General features: G+C 44.3%; 8 protein-coding genes, 2 tRNA genes and 3 rRNA genes. 6 read left to right on the forward strand and 7 right to left on the reverse strand.

Annotated elements, in window-relative coordinates:
• The first annotated feature begins 132 nt into the window (after positions 1 to 132).
• Complete coding sequence (locus ACMCM8_RS13240) at positions 133 to 2,538, forward strand: DNA polymerase II (RefSeq protein WP_412723087.1); 2,406 nt, start codon at positions 133 to 135, stop codon at positions 2,536 to 2,538.
• 239 nt (positions 2,539 to 2,777) lie between these two features.
• The gene (locus ACMCM8_RS13245) at positions 2,778 to 3,356 is read left to right on the forward strand and encodes a hypothetical protein (RefSeq protein WP_412723088.1); all 579 of its coding nucleotides are present in this window, start codon (positions 2,778 to 2,780) and stop codon (positions 3,354 to 3,356) included.
• Positions 3,357 to 3,439: 83 nt separating this feature from the next.
• Here ACMCM8_RS13245 and rrf read toward each other — a convergent pair.
• From rrf to ACMCM8_RS13270, 5 genes are all read right to left on the reverse strand, one after another.
• A 5S ribosomal RNA gene (rrf, locus tag ACMCM8_RS13250) occupies positions 3,440 to 3,555 on the reverse strand.
• A 235-nt stretch (positions 3,556 to 3,790) separates the two neighbouring features.
• Positions 3,791 to 6,837 (reverse strand): 23S ribosomal RNA (locus tag ACMCM8_RS13255).
• Between the two features lie 457 nt (positions 6,838 to 7,294).
• Positions 7,295 to 7,371: transfer RNA gene (locus ACMCM8_RS13260), tRNA-Ile, on the reverse strand.
• Positions 7,372 to 7,496: 125 nt separating this feature from the next.
• A tRNA-Ala gene (locus tag ACMCM8_RS13265) sits at positions 7,497 to 7,572 on the reverse strand.
• 78 nt (positions 7,573 to 7,650) lie between these two features.
• A 16S ribosomal RNA gene (locus ACMCM8_RS13270) occupies positions 7,651 to 9,183 on the reverse strand.
• The 16S, 23S and 5S rRNA genes sit together here with 2 tRNA genes alongside, the layout of an rRNA operon.
• Positions 9,184 to 9,711: 528 nt before the next feature.
• On the opposite strand from ACMCM8_RS13270, the gene ACMCM8_RS13275 reads away from it, so the two are divergent.
• Positions 9,712 to 10,179, forward strand: a complete 468-nt coding sequence (locus ACMCM8_RS13275; RefSeq protein ID WP_412723089.1) for an RNA recognition motif domain-containing protein — start codon at positions 9,712 to 9,714, stop codon at positions 10,177 to 10,179.
• A gap of 77 nt (positions 10,180 to 10,256) precedes the next feature.
• On the opposite strand, the gene ACMCM8_RS13280 is transcribed toward ACMCM8_RS13275, so the two are convergent.
• On the reverse strand, positions 10,257 to 11,567 hold the full coding sequence (locus ACMCM8_RS13280; RefSeq protein ID WP_412723090.1) for a DUF5610 domain-containing protein: 1,311 nt from the start codon (positions 11,565 to 11,567) through the stop codon (positions 10,257 to 10,259).
• Positions 11,568 to 11,808: 241 nt separating this feature from the next.
• Here ACMCM8_RS13280 and trmA point away from each other — a divergent pair, with 241 nt between their 5' ends.
• Positions 11,809 to 12,915, forward strand: coding sequence for a tRNA (uridine(54)-C5)-methyltransferase TrmA (gene trmA, locus ACMCM8_RS13285; RefSeq protein ID WP_412723091.1), 1,107 nt, complete (start codon positions 11,809 to 11,811; stop codon positions 12,913 to 12,915).
• A 155-nt stretch (positions 12,916 to 13,070) separates the two neighbouring features.
• On the opposite strand, the gene fabR is transcribed toward trmA, so the two are convergent.
• Entirely contained in the window at positions 13,071 to 13,673 is a 603-nt protein-coding gene (gene fabR / locus ACMCM8_RS13290) for an HTH-type transcriptional repressor FabR (RefSeq protein ID WP_412723092.1), read from the reverse strand.
• Between the two features lie 290 nt (positions 13,674 to 13,963).
• Between fabR and ACMCM8_RS13295 the strand changes: the two genes are divergently transcribed.
• Together ACMCM8_RS13295 and sthA are read left to right on the forward strand one after the other, a co-directional pair.
• Positions 13,964 to 15,091 (forward strand): acyl-CoA desaturase, encoded by a 1,128-nt coding sequence (locus tag ACMCM8_RS13295; protein WP_412723093.1) that lies wholly within the window; start codon positions 13,964 to 13,966, stop codon positions 15,089 to 15,091.
• Positions 15,092 to 15,284: 193 nt separating this feature from the next.
• Positions 15,285 to 16,706 (forward strand): Si-specific NAD(P)(+) transhydrogenase, encoded by a 1,422-nt coding sequence (gene sthA, locus ACMCM8_RS13300; protein ID WP_412723094.1) that lies wholly within the window; start codon positions 15,285 to 15,287, stop codon positions 16,704 to 16,706.
• Positions 16,707 to 16,729: the final 23 nt, after the last annotated feature.

Raw genomic sequence — 16,729 nt, forward strand, 5'->3', positions numbered from 1 at the left:
AAAAACAAACACATCTGTCGAATAGAGATCTATAGGAAAGGATGATAACGAACTAGAATTTGAAGAAATTCAGCCGACTTCATGAGAAACTTGGCATTCTTTTATCAAGATTAAGCAACTTCTCATCGATTCATGCCTGACTCCGTTATCAAACAAGGTTTTATTTTAAATAAGGGCACCTTTCACCGTAAAGGCAAGGTGTATGTAGAACTATGGGTAAGAACGGATGAAGGTGCGGTAAGGCTTGTTTCCCCAGCGCAATATCCATCTTGCTTTGTTGCCAGTGATCAAGTCGAGACGCTAAAACAAAAAGCCACTTCACTTGTGAATAAACTAAAGCTGTCAGATGATGGTTTTACCACTTTAGAGCAAGTCGCTGTCACCACAATTAAATCTACAGCAGAAACGGCTATGCATCAGCTCCGCCAGTTGGCTTTCGCTGAAGGGATTACGCTCTACGAAGCAGATATAAGGCTCGCTGATCGCTTCCTTATGGAGCGCTTTATCTATGGCTCGGTAGAATTCATACAATCGGCTCGAAGCAATTCCTCCCATAAAGAAGCTGAGCCTATTACCATTGAAAATGCGCAAGTGAGGCCAGGACAATACCGCTGCACTTTTAGCGCACTCAGCATCGATATAGAGTGTAATGAACACGAAGATTTGTTCAGTATAGCCCTTGCAAGCAAACACGTTAACGAAGTCATACTCGTAAGGCCACCAACCACTGAAATTAAGAGCGGTAAGATAGACGGTCGTTTGCCATTCAACCTGACCGTGGTTGAGAGCGAAAAAGCACTTTTAGAGACATTTTTTAACCATGTAGAACACATTGATCCCGATGTTTTATTAGGATGGAACGTCAAGCAGTTTGACATGGCAGTGATCGCGAGACGTTCAAATCTACACCGCCTTAAATTCAATATTGGCCGACAGCAACGAGAGGCAACTGTCAGGGCATGGGAAGACCAAACACTTGTAGATGTGCCGGGGCGATGTGTTATTGACGGAATAGAAGCGCTTAAAACAATGACCTATCACTTTGAATCATTTTCCCTCGATCATGTTTCAGAATCACTACTTGGCGAGAATAAACTCATTCAAAGTGACAATAAATTAGAAGCGATAAAACAACTTTATCACGCTGATCCCTTAGCACTCGCTCAATACAATTTTAAAGATACGGTATTAGTAAATCGCATTGAAGAGAAGACGCATTTTATCGATTTTCTTGCGCTTCGGAGCGCTTTGACAGGTCTCGACTTAAGCCGTCCCGGTGGCTCAGTAGCCGCGTTTTTAAACGTGTATTTACCCAAATTACACCGCAAAGGCTATGTGGCTGGTGTCCGTCCCGAAAATGGAGGTTTAGCGAGCCCGGGGGGATATGTTATGCGCTCTCAACCCGGACTTTACAAAGATGTACTGGTACTCGATTTTAAAAGCCTTTATCCCTCCATTATTCGCACCTTTAAAATAGATCCATACGGGTTAGCAGAAGGATTAAAAGATCCAACTAATGCTATAGCGGGATTTAAAGGTGCGGTATTTAGTCGAACCAACCATTTCTTACCTGACATCATCGAAAACCTCTGGCTCCAGAGAGACGAAGCCAAAAAACAGAAAGATGCGCCACGCTCACAGGCAATTAAAATCCTGATGAACTCCTTTTATGGCGTATTAGGTAGTGGTGGATGTCCTTTTTATGACCCTCGACTGGCAAGTTCCATTACCTTAAGGGGCCATGAAATCATGCAAACCACAGCCCAATGGATCGAAGAGCTAGGATACACTGTCATTTATGGAGATACCGATTCAACTTTTGTCCACGTTGAAGGAGTAAATACATTGGGTGATGCAAAGGAAACTGGGGCAAAGCTTGCACAAATCATTAATCGCAAATGGCAGGAGGAATTGTCTCGTCGTTTTGCTATTGATTGTCACTTGGAAATCGAGTTTGAATCACACTTTTCAACGTTTTTTATGCCCACAATACGAGGCTCATCAGAAGGGAGTAAAAAGCGCTATGCCGGGGTGAAAACAGTGGTTAACCAAGGCCAGCAGGTCGACACGCTCATTTTCAAAGGATTGGAAAACGTGAGATCAGATTGGACTGCGATGGCCAAAACATTTCAGTACGAGCTTTATCAGCGCGTGTTTTCACAGATGCCGGTTGAAAACTATATTCAGCAAACTATTCAAAAGATAAGATCGGGCATGGCTGATTCAGAATTGATCTATAGGAAACGCCTCAGAAAACCTCTTGCATCATACACGAAGACTCTTCCTCCACACGTCAAAGCGGCTAAACAAGCAGATGAGATCAATGCCCAGCAAGGCTCGCCGCTCCGTTACCAGTCGAATACATCTATTGCTTATGTGATAACTTTACAGGGGCCGCAAACAATTGAACATACACAGGCTCCGCTTGACTATGATCATTACATTGAGAAACAGATTAAGCCTATAGCTGACAGTCTACTTCCTCTCATAGGCTTAGATTTCGAACACATCGTGAACGACCAGTTGTCACTATTTTAATTTATTCACTCGCTACTTAGGCAATTCACCGCCACCTTTAACTCTCAGTGCTCAATATGAAGATCTTTCAAAGCCTGTGTTGTATTGACATATCTAAATGCATTCACCTTTGAGTAGTACTTTCTAAGCCGATGATATATATAGGCTTACAGGCTTGGCACGAGTACTGAATGTACTTTCATTGTGTAGTAAGTGCAACTGAAGCCCATCGAACTAACTGACATAGAAGGACTTTGACTATGAAATTAATTAAATTGAGTGCGATTACGAGTGCCATGCTAGCTGCTTTGCTGTCTACAGCTGCGATAGCAGGTCATCATGAAACAAAGATTACTACGGGCTTTAGCCCTTTAGATAAAGATGGCGATGGATTCATCGTACAAACAGAAGCGAAAGGCGCTATTGAAAGTGAAACGCTTACCATGATGGACAGCGACGGTGATGAAATGGTAAGTCGTGCTGAATTTTCGGCGTTTGTAGACGAAAAGCCTTCATTATTTAGTGACGCGATAATTGCTAAAGTGAAAGCAAAAGGAACAACTGATGCTGTATTAGTTAATAAAGGTACTGTTGGCTTGGTAGACGGCACTGATGGGGAAATGATTTCAGAGAAAAACAAAGAGTTGCGCACTGAGATGTCGGCAACAGCTGACGAAAAATTTACTGAAATAGATATCAACAATGACGGTGAGCTTACATCAGAAGAGTTAGACATCGCTAAAGTTGAAGGTGATTTTACCGCAATGGACGAAAATGACGATAAAGTGATTACGCGAATGGAATATCGCGCATATTTCGAAGAAATTGAGTCGGAATAATTTGCACATCGTTTTTATCCCGTTTCGTTTCTAACGCAAACAAAAAACCCAGCTTTCGCTGGGTTCTTTGTTTTAGAATTAGGACCTGGCAGTGTCCTACTCTCACATGGGGAAACCCCACACTACCATCGGCGCTAATACGTTTCACTTCTGAGTTCGGAATGGAGTCAGGTGGTACCGTATCGCTATGGCTGCCAGGAAAAACTGGTAACAATCTAGAAAACTGGATATCAATTCAATCAGTGAGTAACTACTTTTCACTCTACTTAAACATATAGCTTGTCGTTACAACGCTCTCAAGCAAACTTACCTCAACCTTGCTCTGCTTTAGCGAGTAAGAAAATTATCAGTAAAACCACGTTTTACGTTTAAATAATTTTCTACGCCCACTTGCGCAGCAAGTGCTTGTAGGTAAAAAGCTTCTTGGGTGTTGTATGGTTAAGCCTCTCGGGCAATTAGTACAGGTTAGCTTAACGCCTTACAACGCTTCCACACCCTGCCTATCAACGTCATCGTCTATAACAACCCTTCCAGACCTTAAAGGTCAGGGATGACTCATCTTTGGGCCGGCTTCCCGCTTAGATGCTTTCAGCGGTTATCCGTTCCGAACGTAGCTACCGGGCAATGCCATTGGCATGACAACCCGAACACCAGCGGTTCGTCCACTCCGGTCCTCTCGTACTAGGAGCAGCTCCCATCAATCATCCAACGCCCACACCAGATAGGGACCGAACTGTCTCACGACGTTCTAAACCCAGCTCGCGTACCACTTTAAATGGCGAACAGCCATACCCTTGGGACCGACTTCAGCCCCAGGATGTGATGAGCCGACATCGAGGTGCCAAACACCGCCGTCGATATGAACTCTTGGGCGGTATCAGCCTGTTATCCCCGGAGTACCTTTTATCCGTTGAGCGATGGCCCTTCCATACAGAACCACCGGATCACTATGACCTACTTTCGTACCTGCTCGACGTGTCTGTCTCGCAGTTAAGCTAGCTTATGCCATTGCACTAACCTCACGATGTCCGACCGTGATTAGCTAACCTTCGTGCTCCTCCGTTACTATTTGGGAGGAGACCGCCCCAGTCAAACTACCCACCAGACACTGTCCACAATCCCGATAAGGGACCTATGTTAGAACATCAAACATACAAGGGTGGTATTTCAAGGACGGCTCCACATAATCTAGCGACCATGCTTCAAAGCCTCCCACCTATCCTACACATGTAGGTTCAATGTTCAGTGCCAAGCTGTAGTAAAGGTTCACGGGGTCTTTCCGTCTAGGTGCGGGTACACAGCATCTTCACTGCGATTTCAATTTCACTGAGTCTCGGGTGGAGACAGCGTGGCCATGGTTACACCATTCGTGCAGGTCGGAACTTACCCGACAAGGAATTTCGCTACCTTAGGACCGTTATAGTTACGGCCGCCGTTTACCGGGGCTTCGATCAAGAGCTTCGCTTACGCTAACCCCATCAATTAACCTTCCGGCACCGGGCAGGTGTCACACCCTATACGTCCTCTTACGAGTTTGCAGAGTGCTGTGTTTTTAATAAACAGTCCCAGCCACCTGGTCACTGCGACCCCCATCTGCTTACCGCGCAAGGCGTTCACAAACAGGGGCGTACCTTCTCCCGAAGTTACGGTACAATTTTGCCGAGTTCCTTCACCCGAGTTCTCTCAAGCGCCTTAGTATTCTCTACCTGACCACCTGTGTCGGTTTGGGGTACGGTTCATATAATCATAAGTTTAGAAGCTTTTCCTGGAAGCAGGGCATCAACAACTTCACCACCGTAGTGGCTCGTCTCGCGTCTCAGTCTTAGAAACCCGGATTTACCTAAGTTTCCAACCTACTCGCTTTCACTTGGACAACCAACGCCAAGCTTGCCTAGCCTTCTCCGTCCCTCCATCACTGATTATATAAGTACGGGAATATTAACCCGTTTCCCATCGACTACGCATTTCTGCCTCGCCTTAGGGGCCGACTTACCCTGCCCTGATTAGCATGGGACAGGAAACCTTGGTCTTCCGGCGTGGGAGTTTTTCACTCCCATTATCGTTACTCATGTCAGCATTCGCACTTGTGATATGTCCAGCAAGCTTTACAACTCACCTTCATCCACTTACACAACGCTCCCCTACCCAGCATGTAAACATGCTGCCGCAGCTTCGGTATATTGCTTAGCCCCGTTACATCTTCCGCGCAGGCCGACTCGACTAGTGAGCTATTACGCTTTCTTTAAAGGGTGGCTGCTTCTAAGCCAACCTCCTAGCTGTCTGTGCCTTCCCACATCGTTTCCCACTTAGCAATATTTTGGGACCTTAGCTGGCGGTCTGGGTTGTTTCCCTCTCCACGACGGACGTTAGCACCCGCCGTGTGTCTCCCGGATAGTTCTCATTGGTATTCGGAGTTTGCAAAGGGTTGGTAAGTCGGGATGACCCCCTAGCCTTAACAGTGCTCTACCCCCAATGGAATTCGTCCGAGGCTCTACCTAAATAGATTTCGGGGAGAACCAGCTATCTCCCGGTTTGATTGGCCTTTCACCCCCAGCCACAAGTCATCCGCTAACTTTTCAACGTTAGTCGGTTCGGTCCTCCAGTTGATGTTACTCAACCTTCAACCTGCCCATGGCTAGATCACCGGGTTTCGGGTCTATACCTAGCAACTAAACGCGCAGTTAACACTCGCTTTCGCTACGGCTCCGTTATTCACTTAACCTTGCTACTAAATATAAGTCGCTGACCCATTATACAAAAGGTACGCAGTCACCCCATCACTAAATGTCCCGCTTGCCCTTGCGTTGCATCTTGTATCGTTTTTGACGCTTCCGTTTCTCACGTACTTTTATGTACGCTGCGAGACGGTTCGTAAAAAACGCACAACCTGCTTAGCAAGTGCTGCGCTACATCAGGTGAGCTTCTCACTGAGCGCCGAGGCACTTAGTGATGGGGCTCCCACTGCTTGTACGTATACGGTTTCAGGTTCTATTTCACTCCCCTCACAGGGGTTCTTTTCGCCTTTCCCTCACGGTACTGGTTCACTATCGGTCAGTTAGGAGTATTTAGCCTTGGAGGATGGTCCCCCCATATTCAGTCAAGATAACACGTGTCCCGACCTACTCGATTTCACTGTAAAGAACGCTTCGTGTACAGGGCTATCACCTTGTATCGCTCCTCTTCCCAAAGGATTCCACTACACTCTAAACAGCTTAAGGGCTGCTCCCCGTTCGCTCGCCGCTACTAGGGGAATCTCGGTTGATTTCTTTTCCTAAGGGTACTTAGATGTTTCAGTTCCCCTCGTTCGCCTCGTTACACTATGTATTCATGTAACGATACCTATAAATAGGTGGGTTTCCCCATTCGGACATCTGTGGTTCAAATGCATTTTGTCGGCTCACCACAGCTTTTCGCAGACTTACACGTCCTTCATCGCCTCTAACTGCCAAGGCATCCACCGTATACGCTTCGTCACTTAACCATACAACCCCAAACAGCCTTTTGACTTCTGCTCGAGTTACGCTGTATGAATGACAAGCTAATCGGAAGAATTGCCTTGCTATCAAATCATCGATTGATAACAAGCAATTCAGTCAAGTAGAGTAAAAAGTCATCTTTCGATTTCTCAGTTACTCAATTTTGATTGATTACTATTAATATCAGCTTTCCAAATTGTTAAAGAACTATTGTGCAAAATCGTGATGCGTAGCATCGTGACTTTTGCGCAAGGAGGACCAACATTACTCTCAAGAGTTTCGTTGCTACCCCTAGGGTAAAAAACCCTAATCAATGCTTACTGAAACAGTAAATATTCATTAGGATTTAAATTCCTTTTTGACACATTTTTTTGCCATCTATTTTCTTCTTAGACAAGGCATCGGATTGCGTAGCGTGCTAACAGCACGTGAGCGATTCGATAACGCCGTATAAGGAGAAAATGGTAGGCTTGGGCAGACTTGAACTGCCGACCTCACCCTTATCAGGGGTGCGCTCTAACCAGCTGAGCTACAAGCCTTCAGTTTTCTTCGCCTAAGCGACCAGCTCTTTACTTTAGCGAGTAGATAAATAACAAGTCGATTTTACATCGACGATAAGTTATTTATCACGACCACTTACGAAGTAAGTGCTTGTGGTAAAGAATGGTGGAGCTAAGCAGGATCGAACTGCTGACCTCCTGAATGCAAATCAGGCGCTCTCCCAGCTGAGCTATAGCCCCATAAACTTGTGTCGTTCTTCATTTTTAAACAAGACTATCTGTGTAGGCACTGCATCAAGGCGTCTTTCGACGTAATGGTAAGGAGGTGATCCAACCCCAGGTTCCCCTAGGGTTACCTTGTTACGACTTCACCCCAGTCATGAAACACAAAGTGGTAATCGTCCTCCCGAAGGTTAGACTAACTACTTCTTTTGCATCCCACTCCCATGGTGTGACGGGCGGTGTGTACAAGGCCCGGGAACGTATTCACCGCAGTATTCTGACCTGCGATTACTAGCGATTCCGACTTCATGGAGTCGAGTTGCAGACTCCAATCCGGACTACGACATTCTTTAAGGGGTCCGCTCCACATCACTGTCTCGCTTCCCTCTGTAAATGCCATTGTAGCACGTGTGTAGCCCTACACGTAAGGGCCATGATGACTTGACGTCGTCCCCACCTTCCTCCGGTTTGTCACCGGCAGTCTCCTTAGAGTGCCCAACCTAATGCTGGCAACTAAGGACAAGGGTTGCGCTCGTTGCGGGACTTAACCCAACATCTCACGACACGAGCTGACGACAGCCATGCAGCACCTGTGTCAGAGTTCCCGAAGGCACCAATCTATCTCTAGAAAGTTCTCTGCATGTCAAGTGTAGGTAAGGTTCTTCGCGTTGCATCGAATTAAACCACATGCTCCACCGCTTGTGCGGGCCCCCGTCAATTCATTTGAGTTTTAACCTTGCGGCCGTACTCCCCAGGCGGTCTACTTAGCGCGTTAGCTTCGCTACGCACGCCTTAAAGGCACACACAGCTAGTAGACAGCGTTTACGGTGTGGACTACCAGGGTATCTAATCCTGTTCGCTACCCACACTTTCGCACATGAGCGTCAGTCTTTGGCCAGGGAGTCGCCTTCGCCACTGATGTTCCTCCAGATATCTACGCATTTCACCGCTACACCTGGAATTCCACTCCCCTCTCCAAGACTCTAGTCTGCCAGTTCTAAATGACCATCCCAGGTTGAGCCCGGGGCTTTCACATCTAGCTTAACAAACCGCCTGCGTGCGCTTTACGCCCAGTAATTCCGATTAACGCTCGCACCCTCCGTATTACCGCGGCTGCTGGCACGGAGTTAGCCGGTGCTTCTTCTGTTGTTAACGTCACGGCTAGCAGGTATTAACTACTAACTTTTCCTCACAACTGAAAGTGCTTTACAACCCGAAGGCCTTCTTCACACACGCGGCATGGCTGCATCAGGGTTTCCCCCATTGTGCAATATTCCCCACTGCTGCCTCCCGTAGGAGTCTGGGCCGTGTCTCAGTCCCAGTGTGGCTGATCTTCCTCTCAGAACAGCTAGAGATCGTCGCCTTGGTGAGCCTTTACCTCACCAACTAGCTAATCTCACTTGGGCCTCTCTTTGCGCCGGAGCCTAAGCCCCGTTTGGTCCGAAGACATTATGCGGTATTAGCAGTCGTTTCCAACTGTTATCCCCCTCGCAAAGGCAAGTTCCCAAGCATTACTCACCCGTCCGCCACTCGTCATCTTCTAGCAAGCTAGAAATGTTACCGTTCGACTTGCATGTGTTAGGCCTGCCGCCAGCGTTCAATCTGAGCCATGATCAAACTCTTCAATTAAATATATCGAAATATGAATCGTCGTTGTGACACTCTTAACGAGTGCCCACACAGATTGTCTTGTCTAAATTGTTAAAGAACGATAGTGCAGAATCGCGATTGCTTTTCATCGTGACTTCTGCGCAAGGAGGAACAACATTACTCTCAGTTGATTCATTTTCCTTGCTCACCCTGCTCGAGTGAGGTGCGCATTTTACATCGCTTAACTTCGATGTCAACCTTATTTTTAAACTTTTTACTTGCTTGAAAACTTGGTTTGGCACTTGTTGCTAAGAAGACTTTGTTTTTCTTGAAGCCCTCTCAGAACGTGGAGCGCATTATAGATACCTACCGTGAAAGATCAACACTTAAATAAGGTTTTTTTGCTTTTTAGCCCATTTTTGTTGTTAACCGCTCATTTCTGCATCATTTCTGTAGGCTCAATGCATCTTTAGGCTAGTTTTTTCACATTTTATTGTTCAATTTGTTACAAATGAGTAAACTATGACCAGCCTCCAACACCATAATAAACAATAGAAAGGTAGGTATATGAAAGTTGGCTTTATTCAATGCGCAGTAATTAGCGCAATTTTTGCAATCGCAGGTTATTTGTTATTTTCTTCTGCTAGCTTAAACGTTCACGTTCCACTAACCGTATCAGCAGCTCTGCTGATAAGCGGTATAGTTACTCCTTGGCTTGCTTCTCTAATTCAAAGTCCATCTTCCCCAGATGCGAGAACTAAAGATACGCATGATGGTTCTTTAGAAACCCTGTACGTTGGAAACTTACCCTACAGGGCTAACGAAAATGCAGTGAAAGAATATTTTAGTAGCTATATAGAAGTACAATCAGTGCGGTTAATGAAGGATCGCAAGACTGGAAAGCGAAAGGGCTATGGTTTTATTGAAGTGATCACAGACGATCTCAATGGGTTGATCGAACAAACTAACGATTCCACTTTTCAGGAGAGGACACTTAAAGTTCGGCCAGCCAAAGATAAAGTAGAACAAGCATAGGTTACAAAACAAAAAGCCCGGCTATACCGGGCTTTTTTATAATATCACTAAAATATGCCTTTATTTCACCTAGCTCATCAATCTTTTGATCCCGCAGATTGCGGTAGAGCCTCAAGTAATTTGCGATTAAACGAGTGAAACTGATTGATAGCAGAGACAATATCTGACGTCTGAAAATCTTCCATCTTACTAAATAGCCCCGCAATCAGCGTGTTGTAATCATCACTACTTTCCAACTTGCTCTCAGCATTTTCAAATGTACTCATCATTTTATCGAGATATTGTGAAATCGGACTCACAACATTGCCATATTTTGATTTGTCCGTTTTATCTTCATTGTAATGCTTAATATTCTCATAGGTTTTTAACACTTCAGTCTGCGTTGTTCTATTTAACTGAAGGGCATAGCCCACTAATTCTTTGTCGTCAAAACCCAAGCTCAATGCTTCTTCGAAAGCTTTCTCAATATCGCCGCTGAAAAAGGTATCAGCTAGATCTTGGATCTGCCCTATTAGATCGGCAATCGATTTAAGTTCATCTTCATCCAACTCACCCTTAAGTGAAAAGCTGATACCACTTCGTTCGTAGTATTGATAAGACGACGATTTTTGAGCATGGAATGCGTAGGTTTGTTCCGCCTCGCTCCCCTGATTCTGGCCATTACCTCTACCTGGCTCTGAATATTGCGTGGCAACAGAGACTTGTTGTGCAGCTTGAAATGCTCGAAAACTCTCAAAACTAAACGTTACTTCATCGCCGTCTTTAGTTTTTATAACCAAATTTCCAGATCTTTCATCAGACGCAGACACTGCGTTTAAAGCGGAAATAACCACCGAATCAGTTGAATTTCTTCCGAATATATCGTCTTCAAGATCGTTGATACCTGTATCGATAAGCTCACGACTTTTAGACATACCCTGCTCAATTTCATCATTCATGAAACCTTCGAGCTCTTTTCCTGCCATCTCGAAGCCGCGGCTAACGCCCTCTCTAGCTTGGCTGAACAATTCATTCAGTTTATCTTCACTCGCCCCACTATTCGCAGCACCGCGTATGACACCACCGACAAACTTCAATACATTGCGAGCAATCTTCTCATAGTCAAATGTATTAGAAGACGAGTCTTCTACACTCTTGTCTTTGATCGGTTCTGGATGCTGACCTTCTAAAACAAGGGATTGACTTAAACTGCTACTTACTACTCGAAAGCCAATAGTAGTTTGGTTACTCGAAACGTAAACAGATGCAGCTTGATGTTTTGCAAATTCAGCGACTTGTTTTAACCCATCTTGCTGAAGTTGCTTCTTATTTACCTCATTGGGGTGAACAGACGCCTTTTGATCCGCTTTCTGGTCACCCATAAAAGCTTTGATTTGACCCACGTTCATAATTTAATCCTCATTATCCTCTATCTTATTATCGGCATGGGATCTGTATTGTTTAATTTTAATACATATTTTTTTAAAAAAACGTAGCAAAGAAATTTATATAAAGGTGTAGCTTTCTACTGGGTCTTACCCACAATGAAACTAGAAAGCGGCTAATTACCATTGCACATATTTTGTAAGGCACTACAATTCGCGACCTCAAAAAAGAAATACGCTATAACGTGCCATAAATTTAATGGAGATGACCATGACGACAATCAATCAACAAAGCTATCAAGCCCAACTAGATGAGAAGGTCGAACGTCTTACATCACTGTTATCCCCATTTAATGCACCCACGTTATCCGTATTTCCCTCTGCCCCTATCCACTATCGAATGCGAGCGGAGTTTCGTGTCTGGCATGAAGGCGATGATCTTTACCACATTATGTTCAACCAAGAGACTAAAGAAAAATATCGTGTAGATGAATTTCTTCCAGCCTGTGAAAACATAAACAGAGCTATGGCTTTGCTCATGGAGTTGATCAAACCCAACGAGGTTTTAAGAAAAAAATTGTTCCAAGTTGACTACCTCTCAGCATTATCTGGGGAGTTAGTTATCAGCTTGTTATATCACCGTCAGTTAGATGGTGAATGGGAAGCGCAAGCCAGAGCCTTAAAGGTACAGCTCTGCGCTCATTTTCCTAAAGTGAACATCATCGGGCGCGCTCGAAAACAAAAAGTGATTATTGACCACGATTACGTGATCGAGCGTCTTCCTGTCAAAGATAAAACTTTTATTTTTAAACACGTAGAAAACAGTTTTACTCAACCAAACGCCAAAGTTAACTGCGCCATGATTGAGTGGACGCTTGAATGCGTAAAACCCTTATCTGGCGATTTGTTAGAACTATACTGTGGTGCGGGAAACTTTTCTTTGCCTCTCGCAATGCATTTCGATCATGTCGTAGGGACAGAAATTGCAAAACCTTCTGTACAAGCGGCGCAATATAACATTGCGCAAAACCACTTGGAGAACGTAAAAATAGTACGTCTGGCAGCAGAAGAGTTTACCCAAGCAATGAAGGGTGAAAGAACGTTTAGTAGGTTAGAAGGACTGACATTGAGCGATTATGATTTTACCACCGTCTTAGTGGATCCTCCTCGCGCCGGCCTTGATCCTGAATCGTTAAGAATGATCCAAGAATATGACAATATCCTCTACATTTCGTGTAACCCTGAAACCCTAGCACAAAATCTACAGTGCTTGAGTGAAACACACGTTATTGCCAGTGCGGCACTTTTCGATCAATTTCCTTTTACGCATCACATTGAAGCGGGCGTATTGTTGTCGCGGAAACAAAAATAATTCTGCTTGAATTGTTCAGGGCGAAGCTAACACCTGTCGCCCTCTAGGTTATACTGTTTTCCCAGTCGAGTTTCAGACGATGAGGAAGAAGCAAGTGGGGTTATTTCAAATTCATACAGAGAAAACCACCTTGGCATACCTTACTTCATACAACACTATTTTTTACTGGCAGTACTTATCGCGCCTATTTGAACAAAGCGCAACTGAAGTTTTACCCGTTCGCCAATTTCTATCCTTAGTCTGTCATCAGCCTCAAGGGCCTCAGCACCAGCACTAAACACCAAACGAACCATTGCGTCGGCTTGTAACTGAGCGCAAGAATATTCGACCCCCTGCTGTTCAATAATATAGTCAGTGAGTTCATCGATAAAATGTTGAATTTCTCTGAAAACAGCAAGCCGATAAGCTGATGAAGTTCCCGTGTGCTCTCTAAGTAAAAGCCTAAAAACGTTTTTATTAGCGGAAATGAATTCCATAAAGGTTTCCACTGAAGTGTGGATCACCCCACCACCCGAAGCAATGCGACGTCGGGCCTGACGCATTAATTGACGAAGGGCTAGACCCGATTCGTCTACCAAGGTTAATCCAAGTTCGTCCATATCTTTAAAGTGACGATAAAATGACGTGGGAGCTATACCGGCCTCCCGAGCAACTTCTCGCAAACTGATAGCCGATAGGCTGCGATTCTCATCCAGTAATGAGAATGCAGCATGAATGATATTTTGACGCGTTTTTAGTTTCTGCTCTTGTCTGCTCACAATGACACCATTTTCCTATTCCCTGATAGTCTATCTTATTGGCCTAGTTTGAGAGAAGTGCAATTTAGGTAATGAGATGTTGGCTCAAAGGCATGCACGCGTTGTAAATTGGGTAATCATCTCTTTTATAAACAAGGAGTAATAAAATAATCAATAAGTATAAGCGCGAATTTAGTTCCGTTTACTATAATTAAACTTTACACATGTAAGCAGAACTTCTCTGGGTTTTACTTGCCTGATGTACTTTAAAAAGATAAATTAGCGAACAGTTGTAAGCCAAGTTGTATAAAATGAAAAAACCTCCTCTTATATTAACAAACGTGCTGGTATTTATTATATCGGGCGCGATTGCATTTGTAGGTGTCCCCCTTTGGGTAGCCTATCAAGGTATAGATTGGGCAGAGATAACCACTGCCATTTTCTTGTTTTACTTTACTGGTATGTCGATTACTGCGGGATATCACCGCTTGTGGTCTCACAAAACCTATGACGCCAACATCTTTGTGCGAATCATTCTTGCAATAGGTGGAGCTATGGCCCTGCAAAACAGTATATTGCACTGGTCATCAGATCATCGGATCCACCATCGCCACGTGGATGACAATGACAAAGATCCCTATTCGGCGAAAAAAGGGTTATGGTTTGCTCACATCGGTTGGATGTTACGCGAATATCAAGCGAAGCGTTACGACGATTACAGCAACTGCAAAGACCTCCAAAAAGACAAGGTCGTAATGTGGCAACACAATCACTATTTACCCATTGTGTTAGTGGCAAATTTTGGTATCACAGGTTTGTTGGGTTACTTCAATGGCGATGTACTCGGTATGATTTTGATCGCTGGAGTACTGCGCTTGGTCTTAGTTCACCATGTGACATTCTTCATTAATTCCCTTGCACATTTTTGGGGAAGCCAACCTTATACCGATAAAAACACTGCCAGAGACAACGGTATTTTGGCGTTTTTCACATTCGGAGAGGGTTATCACAATTACCATCATATTTTTGAATATGACTACAGAAATGGTATTCGCTGGTATCAGTTTGATCCTACTAAATGGTTGATCAAAGGTTTATCACTAGTTGGCTTGACGTCAAACTTGCGTAAAGTCCCTGAAGAGCGCATTGAAAAAGCCGTTGCAGCAATGCAGTTACAACGTGCCAGTGAAAACGTTTCTCTGTTGCCAAATGCAGAAGAAATGATGAATGCTATCCAACAAGAATACGATTTGTTAATGCAACGTATGAGTGAATATTACTCTACTAAAAAACGTATTATGCGAATAAAGCATAAAACCCTCAAACGCAGTCTTGATGGACTTGAGCTTGTATACAAGTATAAAGAATTGAAGCACGCCTTTGCGGTACAAAAGGAAAAATGGCTTCACCTACAATCGCTTTCTTTGCAAATGGCGTAAGTGTATAGGTGTGTTGACTGCTGTAAAAATGAACAGCAATGATCAACAGGCTCTAATCAGAAGATAATGTATAACAGCCACATAAGTATGTACTTATGTGGCTTTTTTATTATCTAAGACTAGAGTTGGAATTACAGACTCAGTAAGGTAGTACTATTATTGATAACAATAAGTAACCGTTGGGAAAATTTAAATGGCAACAAAGCAAAAAGCAAAAGGTCCGTCTTACCACTATGATGCAATTGTAATAGGCACAGGCCCAGGTGGCGAAGGCGTTGCAATGCAACTTGCTAAAGCGGGTAAAAAAGTGGCTATTGTAGAACGCTATGAAGCCGTAGGAGGGGGTTGCACACACTGGGGTACCATTCCATCGAAAGCCTTACGTCACTCCGTCAGTCGTCTGATTGAGTATAATTCATCTCCGTTATTTGCTGACAACCATTTAAGTAAAAGTCTCACCTTCTCAGATATCATGCGCCACGCTAGTGGTGTAGTTAAAAGTCAAACCCGCCTGCGTTCATCATTTTATGACAGAAACCGAGTGACATTATTCCACGGTGAAGCAAGCTTTGTAGACGCACATACGCTTGAAATAACGCGCAAAGACGGGTCGAAAGACACGGTCACAGCGGCTCAAATTGCCATTGCAACAGGGTCTCGTCCTTACTGCCCGAAAGACATTGATTTCAGTCACCCAAGGATCTACAACTCAGACACAATCCTTTCGCTAAACCACGATCCTAAATCCATCATTATCTACGGCGCAGGGGTAATCGGATCTGAATACGCCAGTATTTTCAGAGGGCTAGGTGTCAAAGTCGATTTAGTCAATATGCGAGATCGGTTGCTGTCTTTCCTCGACACAGAGATCTCAGACGCCTTAAGTTATCATTTGTGGAACAACGGTGTGCTGATTCGCCATAATGAGGCTTATTCTTCTGTTGAAGCCACTGATGACTCGGTTGTTCTCAATTTGGAGTCGGGTAAACGCATGAGAGCAGATTGCTTGCTGTTTGCCAACGGTCGTACAGGTAATACAGATACACTTAAGTTAGAAAATGTGGGTCTTAAAGCTGATTCCCGCGGCCAGTTGTCAGTTAACGAAAACCATCAGACGGAAATCGAAAATATCTACGCAGTAGGTGATGTTATTGGTTATCCAAGCTTGGCATCGGCCGCTTATAACCAAGGGCGGTTCGCAGCCGAAGCCATGCTTAATAAGAAAACCCATGCCGCCTTGGTCGCTGATATTCCCTCTGGCATCTACACCATTCCAGAAATTAGCTCTGTTGGCAAAACGGAACAGGAACTTACTGCCGCGAAAGTCCCTTACGAAGTGGGTAGAGCGCAATTTAAACATTTAGCCCGAGCCCAAATTGCTTCGACACAAACCGGCAGTCTAAAAATTTTGTTTCACCGAGAAACGAAAGAGATACTGGGAATTCATTGTTTCGGTGAACGTGCATCTGAGATCGTTCACATCGGACAAGCTATCATGCAACAAAAAGGTGAGGGAAATACAATCGACTACTTCGTGAATACCACCTTTAACTATCCCACCATGGCGGAAGCTTATCGCGTGGCGGCTATTAATGGCTTAAATAGAATTTTTTAGACAATAAAAAAGCCGGCGTAGTG

It is taken from the genome of Alteromonas sp. D210916BOD_24, assembly GCF_047159385.1.
Classification (GTDB): Bacteria; Pseudomonadota; Gammaproteobacteria; order Enterobacterales; family Alteromonadaceae; genus Alteromonas.